Here is a 12,588-nt window from a genome sequence, read left to right on the forward strand (position 1 = left end):
TTTTGGTGCCGGGCGGGTCAGGCGTGCCGGTAGGCGACCAGGGAGATGCCCACGTAGTGGGCGATGAACGCCGCGAGGGTGAGGGAGTGGAAGACCTCGTGGAAGCCGAACCAGCGCGGCGACGGGTCCGGGCGCTTGAGCCCGTACACCACGCCGCCCAGGCTGTAGAGGACTCCGCCGACGACCACCAGGACCAGCACGGCGACGCCGCCCGCCCGCATGAAGTCGGGCAGGAAGAACACGGCCGCCCAGCCCATCGCGATGTAGCACGGGGTGTAGAGCCAGCGCGGGGCGCCGACCCAGAACACCCGGAAGGCGATCCCCGCCACCGCGGCGGCCCAGACCGCCCACAGGAGCACCCGCCCGGTGGAGTCGGGGAGCAGGAGCAGGGTCAGCGGGGTATAGGTGCCCGCGATGATGAGGAAGATATTGGCGTGGTCGAGCCGGCGCAGCACCGCCGTGGCGCGCGGACCCCAGTCGCCGCGGTGGTAGAGGGCGCTCACCCCGAAGAGCAGGCAGGCGGTGAAGGCGTAGACGCCGCAGGCGACGCGGGCCCGGGTGGAATCGGCGAGCGCGGTGAGAACGATGCCGGCGACGAGGGCCGGGGGGAACATGCCCGCGTGCAGCCAGCCGCGCAGCCTCGGTTTCACCGGCGGAGGTTCGATCTCGGTCACTTCGGGGGGGCCTGCAGTCATGTCCGGAATGCTACCGACGCGTTCGCGGGTTCCGGCGGTGAGTGGCCATGCTCACGTGAGAGACCCTCTGGACATATGCGCACAAGGCACGGATGATCAGATGAGTGCGGTCGGCACCGGATGAGCGCCAAGAGATCCATGTGAAGCATCCGGGTCGCAGCCCCCACGGGGCAGACAACCCAAAACCCCTCGACAAGGAGCAATCGTGGCGCGCGGTAATGCGGCTCCCACCACCGTCCCCACCAACCACCAGGAGCTGATCTCCTGGGTCGACGAGATCGCAGCCATCACGCAGCCGGACGCCGTGGTCTGGTGCGACGGTTCAGAGGCGGAGTACGAGCGCCTGTGCGAGGAGCTCGTCGCCAAGGGCACGTTCCGCAAGCTCGACCCGGTCAAGCGTCCGAACTCGTACTACGCCGCCTCCGACCCGACCGACGTCGCGCGCGTCGAGGACCGCACCTTCATCTGCTCCGAGAAGGAGGAGGACGCCGGGCCGACCAACCACTGGAAGGCCCCGGCGGAGATGAAGGAGATCTTCGCCGGTGAGAAGGGCATCTTCCGCGGCTCCATGAAGGGCCGCACGATGTACGTCGTGCCCTTCTGCATGGGCCCCGTCGGGTCGCCGCTCTCCGCCATCGGCGTCGAGATCACCGACTCCGCGTACGTCGCCGTCTCCATGCGCACCATGACCCGCATGGGCCAGGCCGTCCTGGACGAGCTGGGCACCGACGGGTTCTTCGTCAAGGCCGTGCACACCCTCGGCGCTCCGCTCGCCGAGGGCGAGCAGGACGTCCCGTGGCCCTGCAACTCCACCAAGTACATCTCGCACTTCCCCGAGACCCGCGAGATCTGGTCCTACGGCTCCGGGTACGGCGGCAACGCCCTTCTCGGCAAGAAGTGCTACGCCCTGCGCATCGCGTCCGTCATGGCCCGCGACGAGGGCTGGCTCGCCGAGCACATGCTGATCCTCAAGCTCACCCCGCCGCAGGGCGAGTCGACGTACGTGGCCGCCGCCTTCCCGTCCGCGTGCGGCAAGACCAACCTCGCGATGCTGGAGCCCACGATCTCCGGCTGGACCGTCGAGACGATCGGCGACGACATCGCCTGGATGCGGTTCGGCGAGGACGGCCGGCTGTACGCGATCAACCCCGAGGCGGGCTTCTTCGGCGTCGCGCCCGGCACCGGTGAGCACACCAACGCCAACGCGATGAAGACGCTGTGGGGCAACTCGGTCTTCACCAACGTCGCCCTCACCGACGACAACGACGTCTGGTGGGAGGGCATGACGGAGGAGACCCCGGCCCACCTCACCGACTGGAAGGGCAACGACTGGACGCCGGAGTCCGGGACCCCGGCCGCCCACCCCAACGCCCGCTTCACCGTGCCCGCCTCGCAGTGCCCGATCATCGCGCCCGAGTGGGAGGACCCCAAGGGCGTGCCGATCTCCGCGATCCTCTTCGGTGGCCGCCGCGCCAGCGCCGTCCCGCTGGTCACCGAGTCCTTCGACTGGCAGCACGGCGTCTTCCTCGGCGCCAACGTCGCCTCCGAGAAGACCGCCGCCGCCGAGGGCAAGGTCGGCGAGCTGCGCCGCGACCCGTTCGCCATGCTGCCGTTCTGCGGCTACAACATGGGCGACTACATGGCTCACTGGATCAAGGTCGGCAAGAACGCGCCGGACCAGTCCAAGCTGCCGAAGATCTACTACGTCAACTGGTTCCGCAAGAACGACGAGGGCGCGTTCGTCTGGCCCGGCTTCGGCGAGAACAGCCGTGTCCTGAAGTGGATCGTGGAGCGCCTGGAGGGCAAGGCCGAGGGCGTCGAGACCCCCATCGGCATCCTGCCGACGCGCGAGGCGCTGGACACCGAGGGCCTGGACCTGCCCGACGAGGACCTGGACTTCCTGCTGAAGGTCGACACGGAGATCTGGCGCGAGGAGGCCGCCCTGGTCCCCGAGCACCTCAACACCTTCGGTGACCACACGCCCAAGGAGCTGTGGGACGAGCACCGCGCGCTGGTCGAGCGCCTGGGCTGACCCCGATGGACGTCGTGGCGGGTCAGCCCGACATCCGCCCTGACCTGTGGGTTCACGAATGACCCGGCACGATGCGATCGGCCCCCGAAGTCCCCTCAGGCTTCGGGGGCCGACCCATGTGGACCCTCGCGGTGGTGGGTGGCACCCGGTCCGCTCCCTCCCCGGGCGCGGACCGGGGCCGTTCAGGGGGCGCCGACCGGGCGGAACCGCGCCAGTGCGGCGGTGTGGGCGTCCATGCGCTCGGCGGCCAGGATCGCGGCGGCCGTGTCGGCCCGGGAGGCGGCGACGACCAGGGCGCGGCCCGCGAGGGCGTGGGCGCGGCGGTGCAGGTCCGCCGGGGCGGAGCCGGTGAGGCCCGCGTGCCGGGCGGGCGGCGCGCCGCGCAGCCGGGCGACCTGCTGGGCGATGCGGTCCGCCGCCACGTCGTCGCCGATCTCGTCGGTGACGGCGAGCAGCGCGGCGAGGTGCCCGGCGAGCTGGATGTCCAGCTCCTCCTCGCGGGAGCGGTGCGGGATGCGGTCCGGGGCGTCGTCGGCCATCCGGTGGACCGACTTGGCGCGGATCGGTTCGTACATGGTGGACGGCCTCCTGCTCTCGGACAGGAGACCATCCTACCTTGGATCCAGTCTAAAGTTGAGCTGGGTCAGTGCTGGCCGTACCCGTCCAGGAAATTCCCGATCCGCGTCACCGCGTCCGCCAGATCGGCGGCGTTGGGCAGCGTGACGATCCGGAAGTGGTCCGGCTCGTGCCAGTTGAAGCCCGTCCCGTGCACCACCATGATCTTCTCGGCCCGCAGCAGGTCCAGCACCATCTGCCGGTCGTCCTTGATCTTGTAGACGTCCGGGTCGAGCCGCGGGAACAGGTACAGGGCGCCCTTCGGCTTCACGCACGTCACGCCGGGGATCTGCACCAGCAGCTCGTACGCCACGTCCCGCTGCTCCAGCAGCCGGCCGCCCGGCTGCACCAGCGCCTCTATCGACTGGCGCCCCTGGAGCGCGGCGGCGATCGCGTGCTGGGCCGGCATGTTGGCGCACAGCCGCATGTTGGCGAGGATCGTCAGCCCCTCGATGTACGACGAGGCGTGCGCCTTCGGACCGCACACCGCCAGCCAGCCGCTGCGGTACCCGGCGACCCGGTAGTTCTTCGACATGCCGTTGAAGGTCAGCACCAGCAGGTCGGGGGCGATCGCGGCGGTCGGGGTGTGCGTGGCGCCGTCGTAGAGGATCTTGTCGTAGATCTCGTCGGAGCAGACCACCAGGTCGTGCCGCCGGGCGATCTCGGTCAGCCCGCGCAGCATCTCGTCGTCGTACACCGCACCCGTCGGATTGTTCGGGTTGATGATGACGATGGCCTTGGTGCGGTCGGTGATCTTCCGCTCGATGTCGGCGAGGTCCGGCATCCAGTCGGCCTGCTCGTCGCAGCGGTAGTGCACCGCCGTACCGCCCGCCAGGGACACCGACGCCGTCCACAGCGGGTAGTCCGGCGCCGGTACGAGGACCTCGTCGCCGTCGTCGAGCAGCGCCTGCATCGCCATCTGGATCAGCTCGGAGACGCCGTTGCCCAGATAGATGTCCTCGACCGAGAGCGGAATGCCCCGGGTCTCGTAGTGGCTCATCACCGCCCGCCGCGCGGACAGCAGCCCCTTCGCGTCGCCGTAGCCGTGCGACTCGCCGAGGTTGCGGAGCATGTCCTCCAGGATCGCGGGCGGGCACTCGAAGCCGAAGGCGGCGGGGTTGCCGGTGTTCAGCTTCAGGATCCGGTGACCCGCAGCCTCCAGCCGCATCGCCTCCTCGAGCACCGGGCCCCGGATTTCGTAACAGACGTTGGCGAGCTTCGTGGACTGGATCACCTGCATGTCGCGAGCTTACGGCGGTGGCGGGTGGGGCGCCTCGTGTTTTGTGCCACTTCGCCCCCGGCGGAGGGCGTCCTTGATCGCCCCCCGCCCGGGCGGGATCATCGCCGGATGGACGTGCGGGGACGTTTCGACGGGTACGGCGTACTGATCACCGGGGCGGCGCGCGGGATCGGCGCGGCCACCGCGCGCCGGTTCGGCGCCGAGGGCGCCCGGGTGCTGGTCGTGGACCTCGACGAGGAACCCGCCCGCGAGGTGGCCGGGACGATCCCCGGGGCGGTGGCGCACGGGTGCGACGTGGCCGACCGCGCGGCCGTCGAGGCGGCGGTGGCGCACGCCGTCGAGGCGTTCGGCCGGCTGGACGTGCTGGTCAACAACGCCTTCGCCCGCACCCCGGACGCGCCCCGCTTCGAGGACGAGGCCGACGAGACCTGGCGGCGGTCCCTGGACGTCACCCTCGTCGGCGCGCTCCGGTGCGCCCGGGCGGCGCTGGGGCCGCTGGCGGCGTCCGGGCGCGGCGCGATCGTGAACATCGGCTCGGTCAACGCCGAGCAGGCCTTCGGCGGCCACGCGTACAGCGCCGCGAAGGCCGCCCTGACCTCGCTCACCCGTACGCTCGCCGCCGACGCCGCGCCGCGGGGCGTCCGCGTCAACCAGGTCAACCCCGGCACGATCCGCACCCGCGCCTGGGAAGGCCGCGAGCGCGAGCTGGCCGCGCTGGCGGACCGGGTCTACCCGTTGGGCCGGGTGGGTGAGCCGGAGGACGTCGCGGCGGCGGTCGCCTTCCTGGCCTCGACCGACGCGGCGTGGATCACGGGGACGACGCTGCGGGTGGACGGGGGGCTGATGGCGGTCAACAGCGCGTTCCTGGACACCCTCGCGGACGACTGACCGCGCCCCGCGCACCGGTGCGGCGCACCGCCCCGGCGGAACGATCGCCCGCGACGGGCTGGGGGCGCGGCTGGAAAGGGTCTCCTGCCGGCGGCGGACCGGGGCTCAGAATGCGCATGACAAACGTCATCCCCGGAGAGGAACCCCCCACATGCGCAAGCCTCTCGTCGGTGCGCTGCTCGCGCTCGCGCTCCTCGGAGCCGGCGCCACCTCCGCCGCCGCAGCCCCGACAGCCCCGGCGCCTACGGCGGTCCCGGCGCCCGTCAAGGCCGCCGCCGTCGACTTCGCCGGCACCGTCGCGCTCAGCAACTGTTCCGGATCCCTGGTCCGCGTGCCGGGCTCGCAGGCCACCGACCCCGCGCTCGTGCTGTCGAACGGGCACTGCCTGGAGAGCGGGATGCCCGGACCCGGCACGGTCGTCGTCGACAAGCCCTCCACCCGGTCGTTCGGCCTGCTCAACTCCGCCGGCACCCGCGTCGCCACCCTGCGCGCCACCAGGATCGCGTACGCGACCATGACCGACACCGACGTCTCGCTGTACGAGCTGAGCAGCACGTACGCCCAGATCCAGGGCCGCTACGGCATCAGGGCGCTGGAGCTGAACGCGACCAGGCCCGCGCAGGGCACGGCCATCAAGGTCGTCTCGGGCTACTGGAAGCGGATCTACAGCTGCTCCATCGACGGCTTCGCGTACCGGCTGAAGGAGGCCGGCTGGACGATGAAGGACTCCGTCCGGTACACCGCCGCCTGCGACACGATCGGCGGCACCTCCGGGTCGCCCGTGATCGACTCCGCCACCGGCAAGGTCGTCGCGGTGAACAACACCGGGAACGAGGACGGGCAGCGCTGCACCATGAACAACCCGTGCGAGGTGGACGAGAACGGCACCGTCACCGTCCGCCCGGGCATCAACTACGCCCAGCAGACGTACGGGATCGTGGCCTGCGTCGGCATCGGCAACAAGATCGACCTCGGCCGGCCGGGGTGCGTCCTGCCGAAGCCGTAGCGGGGCGCCCCGGACCCGCCCGATAGGTTGACGGGTCATGTGGGCAATGAGCGCTGACGGGTACCGCCGGCTGGGCGCGGCCGGGTCGGCCGCGGTGGCCGCGGGCGGCTGGGCCGCCGGAACGCTGCCGACCCGCGACCCGTGGGGGATCTGGGTCCCCCACGGGCCCGGGGTCACGGTGGCGGCCTCCGTCCTGGCCTACCTCGGCCTGACGCTGCTCGTCGCCGCCTGGTGGGGCTACGGCAGGGCCGGGGCGTCCGTACGCCACACCCTGGTGACGCTCGGCTGGTGGACCGCCCCGATGCTCCTCGCCCCGCCCCTGTACAGCGCCGACGTGTACAGCTACGTCGCGCAGGGCGCCATGGTGCTGGAGGGCCACGACGTGTACGGCGCCGGGCCCTCCGTCCTGGATCCGCACGGTCCCGGCGGGGACGCGGCCGCGAGCGTCGGCCGGCACTGGACGGACACGCCGGCTCCGTACGGGCCGGTCTTCCTGGTGCTGGCGCAGGCGGTGACCCGGCTGACGGGCGGCGGGACGATCGTGCCGGCCGTGCTCGGGATGCGGCTGATCGCCGTGGTCGCGCTGGTCCTGATCGTCCGGGCGCTGCGCCGTCTCGGACGGGAGCGCGGGGAGGGCGCCGGGAGCGCGGCGGACGGCGAGCGCGGGGCCCTGTGGCTGGGGGCGCTCAACCCGCTGCTGCTGATGCACGTGGTCGGCGGCATGCACAACGACGGGCTGATGATCGCCCTCATGCTGACGGGCGTGGTCCTGGCCCGGCGCGGACGGTGGATCGCGGGCAGCGCGGTCGTCGGGCTCGCGGTGATGGTCAAGTCCCCGGCCGCCGTGGCGCTGCTGTTCATCGGTGTCATGGCGGGCCGTGCGGCGACCCGCCACCGGATCGTCACGGGCCTGCTGGGGCCGGGGCTGGTCGCCGGGGCGGTGGCCGTGGGGGCGACGCTGGCCGCGGGCACCGGCTTCGGCTGGCTGCGGACGCAGAGCGTCGCCGGGACGATCCACACCGCGCTGTCGGTCACCAGCGACCTCGGGCTCGGTCTCGGCGAGCTGCTGCGCCCGCTGCTGGGCGGCGATCCCGACCCGGTCAAGGCGGCCGTCCAGCGCCTCGGCCTGGCGGTGGCCCTGGCGCTCATCGTCCACCTGGCGTGGCGGGCCGTCCGCGGCCGCGTCGACCCGGTGCACGCGCTGGGTCTGTCCCTCGTCGCCCTGGTGGCGCTGTCGCCGATGGTCCAGCCCTGGTACCTGCTGTGGGGCACCACCGTGGTGGCGGCGAGCGCCTGGGAGGGACGGGCGGGCCGGATCCTGGCGGTGCTGTCCGCCGCGCTGGTGTACGAGACGGCGCCCTCGGGCCGCACGCCGGCGTACGGCTTCGCCCTGGCGGCCGTCGCCTGCCTGGTCACCGCCCTGGCGCTCCGCCGGGAGGCGGCCGCCGCGCCGGGCGGGAGCCGGACGCCGGTGTCCCGCGCGGCGGAGCCGGACCGGGCGGGCGCCCAGGGAGGCACCCCCTAGGACGAGCGCCCACGGAGGCACGCCTAGGGCGTACGCCGGACCGCGCCGCCCGCCGCCGGCACGCCGGGCTCGCCCGGGGCTCCGAAGGCGTCCGTACCGGCGGCCCCGGCGCGCTGCCGGGTCTGGAGGACGCGGATGAGGAGCTGACGGCGGCGCAGTTCCCGGGCGTCGAGCCGGGACATCCCGGTCCGCATCGACACGGCGAACGCCGGAGCGGTGGAACAGACCGAGGCACAGGCCAGGACCAGCCAGAAGACCGCGTTCATGGGGCATGCGCCCTTTCAGGTGATGAGATGACTTTCCGGGTGGTGTTCATCCGCAAGGGTGAGGAATCTTGCACAGTGGATCTTGTCGCTGGAAAAGTGATCACCGGGGAGCGGGACGTGTCCGGTCGAGGATCCGGTGCCGCGGCTTCGTCTTGCGGGGTGGGCGGGTGAGGGTGATGAAACGCACCAGTTGGTGGAAGCACGCCAGGGACGCCACGGTCGGCAGCGCCGCCGCGGCCATGCCCGTGTAGTTCCCGGGGGCCTGGGCCACGCACAGCAGCATCCCCATGAAGGAGAAGAGCAGGACGACCGACCAGGAATGCGCGGCGCGGCGCCGGTGCAGGGCGGCGCGCAGCACGGACAGGGACGCCACCGCCCACGGGCCGTAGACGAGGAGGGGCCACCAGTTGACCGTCCTGGCGGGCGAGTGGGCTTCGGCGATGTGCCGCAGCGGGTCGTAGGCGATGATGCCGCTGAACACGCTGACCATGGACACCAGCCCCACCGACAGCACGGCGAGCAGGAAACTGCCGACGCGGGCCCAGGTGAGGGACGGCGGCCGGGTCCTGCGCCGCCCGTGGTGGCCGGGGGAGCGCACCGGCGGCAGGTCGGCGGTCATGTTCGCGAGGGTCGTCAGGCCGTCGTGGTCGAGGGGGAAGTCCGTCGCGTCCGGCGGGAGCTGTTGCTCCGGTACCGGGCCCCGGTCCGCCTCCATGGCCTCCTGGAGGAGGAAGGCGAGCTCCTCGGCCGGGTCCCACGCCCCGTGCTGCACGTCCGCCGAGGGGTCCAGCCCGAGCGGATCGTGCCCGAGCGGATGCAGCCCGAGCGGATCGTGCCCGAGCGGGTCGTGCGCGGGGACGTAGGCGGGCGGGCGGGGGCCGAGCATGTCCTCGATGCCGTATTCACGCATGTTCGTGGAACCCCGCTCGTCCTTTGCCCGCTCCGGTGGGCAGTCCCGCTCGTCTCCACGCCGCCCGGAACGCCGTCTCCAGGTCGTTGATCGTGGTGGCGAGTTCCTGGAGCACGGGCGCGGACCAGGTGAGGGCGATCACCGCGCCGCGTCCGCGCAGCGTCCCGTTGATGCCCTCGACGGGGGACGACGCCGGGATGAACAGGAAGTCGCCCATGGCGACGGAACTGTTCGCCCATGACGGGACATCGGTATGCCGGGACGAGTGACCATCGGTGAGTGTCGCTGTCATAACCCAGCTAACGGGAGCGTGAAACGTCCCGGGTCTGAGCCATCCGAGTGGCCGGGATTCCCGTACGGGCGACCTCTTGACCGCTCATCGTTTCTGCAAGTGGATCCATAGACGACATAAGCAGACCAACGGAGCGACAACCCCCGGCAAATCGACCACGCGGAAGCAACTGAAAGGATTGTCGGGAAGATTGCGGAGAAAGGGTCCTCCCGGGGCCGGCTGTGGACGCCCCCTAAGCCGTGCGCCGGACGGCGCGGCCCGCCAGGACGTCCGTGCGGCGGCCGTCCTCGATCACGAAACGCCCGTCGACCAGGACGTGCGGGATGCCGTGGGGGAGGGTGCGCGGGGCGTCGAAGGTGGAGCCCGCCGCCACCGTGTCCGGGTCGAAGAGGACCAGGTCGGCGCGGTAGCCCTCGCGGACCAGGCCCCGGTCGGGGAGGCGGAGCCGGGCGGCGGGGCGGGAGGTGAGGTGGGCGACCGCCTCCTCCAGCGACAGGACGCCCAGCTCGCGCGCGTACCGCCCCAGGTAGTGGGGGAAGGTGCCGTAGGCGCGCGGGTGCGGCTTGGTGCCCTGGAGGATGCCGTCCGAGCCGCCGGTGTGGACGCGGTGGCGCATGATGGCCCGTACGTTCTTCTCGTGGCCGACGTGCTGGAGGACCGTCGTGCCGAGCCGGTCGTCGAGCAGCAGGCGCCGCGCGGTGGCCCAGCCGTCCAGCCGGCGGCCGACGTGGGCGGCGAGGTCCGGGGCGCGGACGCCGGAGACCTCGACGGTGCCCCAGTCGACGGGGACGCCGTGGCAGCCGTCCGAGCCGGTCACCTCCAGGTGGTGGCGTATCCGCTCGGCGGTCGCGTCGTCCCGCAGACGGGCCAGGACCGCCTCCGGGCCGCCCTCGCCCGCCCAGCTCGGCAGCAGCGCGACCAGCGTCGTGCAGCCGGGCGTGTACGGGTAGGTGTCGAGCGAGACGTCGGCCCCGGCGTCCAGCGCCTCGTCCAGCAGTGCGAGCAGCTCGGGCGCCCTGCCCTCGTTCACCCCGAAGTTCAGGGTGGCGTGGGCCAAGTGCAGCGCGCAGCCCGCGTCGCGGGTGAGGGCGAGCATCTCTCGGTAGGCGTCCAGGGCGCCCGCGCCGTAACTGCGGTGGTGCGGGCAGTAGTAGCCGTCGTACGCGGCCACCACCCGGCACAGCACGGTCAGTTCGGCGTCCCGGGCGTACATGCCGGGCGTGTAGGTGAGGCCGGACGACATGCCCACCGCGCCCTGCTCCAGGCCCTGGGCCACCAGCCGCTTCATCCGGTCCAGTTCGGCGCCGGTCGGCGGCCGGTCCTCCCAGCCCATGACGTACGCGCGGACCGTGCCCTGCGGGACCAGGTAGGCGGCGTTGACCGCGATGCCCCGGCCGCCGAAATTGCGGTCCAGGCGGTCCAGGTACTCGCCGACGGTCCGCCAGTCGAAGTCGACGGTCGTGTCCCCGGGCGCGCCGCCGTTCCAGCCGGCGACGGCCCGGCGGACCTCGTCCAGGGTGCGGTCGTCGACCGGCGCGTACGACAGGCCGTCCTGGCCCAGCACTTCGAGGGTCACGCCCTGCGCGGCCTTGGCGCTGTGGTCCGGGTCCCGGAGCAGCGCGAGGTCGCTGTGGGCGTGCATGTCGATGAAGCCGGGGGAGAGGACCAGCCCGTGCGCGTCCAGGACGCGCCGGCCGGACGGCGCCGGTTCCCCCTCGCGGCGGATCGCGGTGATCCGGCCGCCGGTGACGCCGACGTCGGCGCGGTACGAGGGGCCACCGGTGCCGTCGACGACGCGGACGTCCCGTACGACGAGGTCCATTGCGGACGCCCCTAGAAGAAGGTGCGGACGAAGTCGACGACCGTGCCGTCCGCCTCGACCACCGGGATGAGCTGCCACTTGTCGAACGAGGTGCACGGGTGCGACAGGCCCATGCCGACCCAGTCGCCCACCTCCAGGCGCGCGCCCGCCGCCGTGTCCAGCCAGGCGTGCTGGTCCGACAGCCGGCTCACCGTGATGCCGTCCGCCGGGCGGAAGGACCCGTCCCGCGCGGAGCGGACGACCTGCGCCTCGGGCAGGTGGAGGTCGTACGCGGCGTCCCGCTTGCCCGCGTTGACGAATGCCTGCTCCGGCGTCGGGCGGGACACCACCTGGGACCACAGCCGGAAGGCGGGCTTCAGGGCGCCCTCCTCCGGAACCCGGTTGAAGGGGGTGAGATCGCGGTACTGGCCGTCGTCGTGGGACACGTACGCCCCCGATCGCAGCAGCTTCAGCACCGGGCGGGACAGCGGCGGCAGCTCCGCGAACACCTCCGCGACCGTGTCGAACCAGGCGCTGCCGCCCGCGCTGACGACGATCTCGTCCGGAGCGGCCGCGAACCTGCCCGCCTTGTCGAACGCGACGGCGATGGCGGTGAGCCGGAGCAGCCAGGCCCGGACGGCGCCGGGCGTCGCGTCGGGCACCTCGCCCTCGTAGCCCGCGACGCCCACCAGCCGCAGCGTGCTCGTGGCGGCGACCGCGTCCGCCACGGCATCGCAGTCCGCCTCCGTCCGCACCCCGGTGCGCGCGCCGTCGCCCGCGCCGAGCTCCACCACGACGTCCACGGGGCGGGCGCAGCCCTCCAGCGCCCGGTCCATCAGCTCGACGCCGCGCACCGAGTCGACGTAACAGATGAAGCGGAAGTCCGGGTCCCGCTCCAGCTCGGCGGCGACCCAGCGCAGCGCCGCGGCGTCGACGAGCTCGTTGGCGAGGAAGATCCGACGGACGCCGAACGTCCGGTAGACCCGCGCCTGGTGCGGCACGGCCGCCGTGATGCCCCAGGCGCCGTGGGCGACCTGCCGGTCGAAGAGCTGCGGTGCCATGGAGGTCTTGCCGTGCGGGGCGAAGGCCAGGCCGTGCCGCTCGGCGTAGGTCTCCAGCAGCGCCAGGTTGTGCTCCAGCGCCTCGGCGGACAGGGCGAGGACGGGGGTGGTGAAGCCGCCGGTGAAGAGGTCGCGGCGCTGGGCCGCCAGCTCGCCGACCGTCAGGCCCTCGGCGTCCACGGGGAGGCCCTTGAAGCGGTGATCGACGCGCTCGTCCCTGAGGTCCTCGGCCCTGAGGTGTGCGGCGGCCATGCGAC

The 12,588-nt window shown here is 72.5% G+C and carries 12 protein-coding genes; 4 read left to right on the top strand and 8 right to left on the bottom strand.

Features of this window, described 5'->3' with window-relative positions:
• Positions 1–17: 17 nt before the first annotated feature.
• Entirely contained in the window at positions 18–695 is a 678-nt protein-coding gene (gene trhA, locus ACZ7LK_RS07895; RefSeq protein ID WP_392272327.1) for a PAQR family membrane homeostasis protein TrhA, read from the bottom strand.
• Between the two features lie 205 nt (positions 696–900).
• Between trhA and ACZ7LK_RS07900 the strand changes: the two genes are divergently transcribed.
• Positions 901–2,727: a phosphoenolpyruvate carboxykinase (GTP) gene (locus ACZ7LK_RS07900; RefSeq protein ID WP_392272326.1), complete on the top strand. Its 1,827-nt coding sequence runs from the start codon at positions 901–903 to the stop codon at positions 2,725–2,727.
• A 182-nt stretch (positions 2,728–2,909) separates the two neighbouring features.
• On the opposite strand, the gene ACZ7LK_RS07905 is transcribed toward ACZ7LK_RS07900, so the two are convergent.
• Together ACZ7LK_RS07905 and ACZ7LK_RS07910 are read right to left on the bottom strand one after the other, a co-directional pair.
• Complete coding sequence (locus tag ACZ7LK_RS07905) at positions 2,910–3,302, bottom strand: SCO4983 family protein (protein ID WP_469464699.1); 393 nt, start codon at positions 3,300–3,302, stop codon at positions 2,910–2,912.
• 68 nt (positions 3,303–3,370) lie between these two features.
• Positions 3,371–4,582: a pyridoxal phosphate-dependent aminotransferase gene (locus ACZ7LK_RS07910; protein ID WP_392272324.1), complete on the bottom strand. Its 1,212-nt coding sequence runs from the start codon at positions 4,580–4,582 to the stop codon at positions 3,371–3,373.
• 108 nt (positions 4,583–4,690) lie between these two features.
• Between ACZ7LK_RS07910 and ACZ7LK_RS07915 the strand changes: the two genes are divergently transcribed.
• From ACZ7LK_RS07915 to mptB, 3 genes are all read left to right on the top strand, one after another.
• The gene (locus ACZ7LK_RS07915) at positions 4,691–5,470 is read left to right on the top strand and encodes an SDR family NAD(P)-dependent oxidoreductase (protein WP_471138989.1); all 780 of its coding nucleotides are present in this window, start codon (positions 4,691–4,693) and stop codon (positions 5,468–5,470) included.
• A gap of 151 nt (positions 5,471–5,621) precedes the next feature.
• A complete protein-coding gene (locus ACZ7LK_RS07920; protein ID WP_392272322.1) occupies positions 5,622–6,476 on the top strand; it encodes a trypsin-like serine peptidase in 855 nt (284 codons plus the stop codon).
• Positions 6,477–6,513: 37 nt separating this feature from the next.
• Positions 6,514–8,001: a polyprenol phosphomannose-dependent alpha 1,6 mannosyltransferase MptB gene (gene mptB, locus ACZ7LK_RS07925; protein WP_392272321.1), complete on the top strand. Its 1,488-nt coding sequence runs from the start codon at positions 6,514–6,516 to the stop codon at positions 7,999–8,001.
• Positions 8,002–8,024: 23 nt separating this feature from the next.
• Here mptB and ACZ7LK_RS07930 read toward each other — a convergent pair whose 3' ends face one another.
• The 5 genes from ACZ7LK_RS07930 to ACZ7LK_RS07950 all read right to left on the bottom strand — a co-directional run bounded on the left by ACZ7LK_RS07930 (position 8,025) and on the right by ACZ7LK_RS07950 (position 12,583).
• Positions 8,025–8,267 carry a hypothetical protein gene (locus tag ACZ7LK_RS07930; RefSeq protein WP_392272320.1) on the bottom strand — a complete coding sequence of 81 codons (243 nt, stop codon included), beginning with the start codon at positions 8,265–8,267 and terminating at the stop codon, positions 8,025–8,027.
• Between the two features lie 100 nt (positions 8,268–8,367).
• A complete protein-coding gene (locus tag ACZ7LK_RS07935; protein WP_392272319.1) occupies positions 8,368–9,177 on the bottom strand; it encodes a DUF2637 domain-containing protein in 810 nt (269 codons plus the stop codon).
• Positions 9,170–9,394, bottom strand: coding sequence for a hypothetical protein (locus tag ACZ7LK_RS07940; protein WP_392272318.1), 225 nt, complete (start codon positions 9,392–9,394; stop codon positions 9,170–9,172). The genes ACZ7LK_RS07935 and ACZ7LK_RS07940 overlap by 8 nt, the downstream gene beginning before the upstream one ends.
• Before the next feature lie 307 nt (positions 9,395–9,701).
• On the bottom strand, positions 9,702–11,291 hold the full coding sequence (locus ACZ7LK_RS07945) for an N-acyl-D-amino-acid deacylase family protein (RefSeq protein ID WP_471138994.1): 1,590 nt from the start codon (positions 11,289–11,291) through the stop codon (positions 9,702–9,704).
• An 11-nt stretch (positions 11,292–11,302) separates the two neighbouring features.
• Positions 11,303–12,583: an alanine racemase gene (locus tag ACZ7LK_RS07950; protein WP_471138996.1), complete on the bottom strand. Its 1,281-nt coding sequence runs from the start codon at positions 12,581–12,583 to the stop codon at positions 11,303–11,305.
• Positions 12,584–12,588: the final 5 nt, after the last annotated feature.

The organism is Streptomyces sp. NPDC039423 (assembly GCF_055598725.1).

Bases quoted from the DNA above. Each gene is read 5' to 3' on its own strand.
- trhA (WP_392272327.1), bottom strand. From the start codon at position 695: ATGACTGCAGGCCCCCCCGAAGTGACCGAGATCGAACCTCCGCCGGTG.
- ACZ7LK_RS07905 (WP_469464699.1), bottom strand. From the start codon at position 3,302: ATGTACGAACCGATCCGCGCCAAGTCGGTCCACCGGATGGCCGACGAC.
- ACZ7LK_RS07910 (WP_392272324.1), bottom strand. From the start codon at position 4,582: ATGCAGGTGATCCAGTCCACGAAGCTCGCCAACGTCTGTTACGAAATC.
- ACZ7LK_RS07915 (WP_471138989.1), top strand. From the start codon at position 4,691: ATGGACGTGCGGGGACGTTTCGACGGGTACGGCGTACTGATCACCGGG.
- ACZ7LK_RS07920 (WP_392272322.1), top strand. From the start codon at position 5,622: ATGCGCAAGCCTCTCGTCGGTGCGCTGCTCGCGCTCGCGCTCCTCGGA.
- mptB (WP_392272321.1), top strand. From the start codon at position 6,514: ATGTGGGCAATGAGCGCTGACGGGTACCGCCGGCTGGGCGCGGCCGGG.
- ACZ7LK_RS07930 (WP_392272320.1), bottom strand. From the start codon at position 8,267: ATGAACGCGGTCTTCTGGCTGGTCCTGGCCTGTGCCTCGGTCTGTTCC.
- ACZ7LK_RS07935 (WP_392272319.1), bottom strand. From the start codon at position 9,177: ATGCGTGAATACGGCATCGAGGACATGCTCGGCCCCCGCCCGCCCGCC.
- ACZ7LK_RS07940 (WP_392272318.1), bottom strand. From the start codon at position 9,394: ATGGGCGACTTCCTGTTCATCCCGGCGTCGTCCCCCGTCGAGGGCATC.
- ACZ7LK_RS07945 (WP_471138994.1), bottom strand. From the start codon at position 11,291: ATGGACCTCGTCGTACGGGACGTCCGCGTCGTCGACGGCACCGGTGGC.
- ACZ7LK_RS07950 (WP_471138996.1), bottom strand. From the start codon at position 12,583: ATGGCCGCCGCACACCTCAGGGCCGAGGACCTCAGGGACGAGCGCGTC.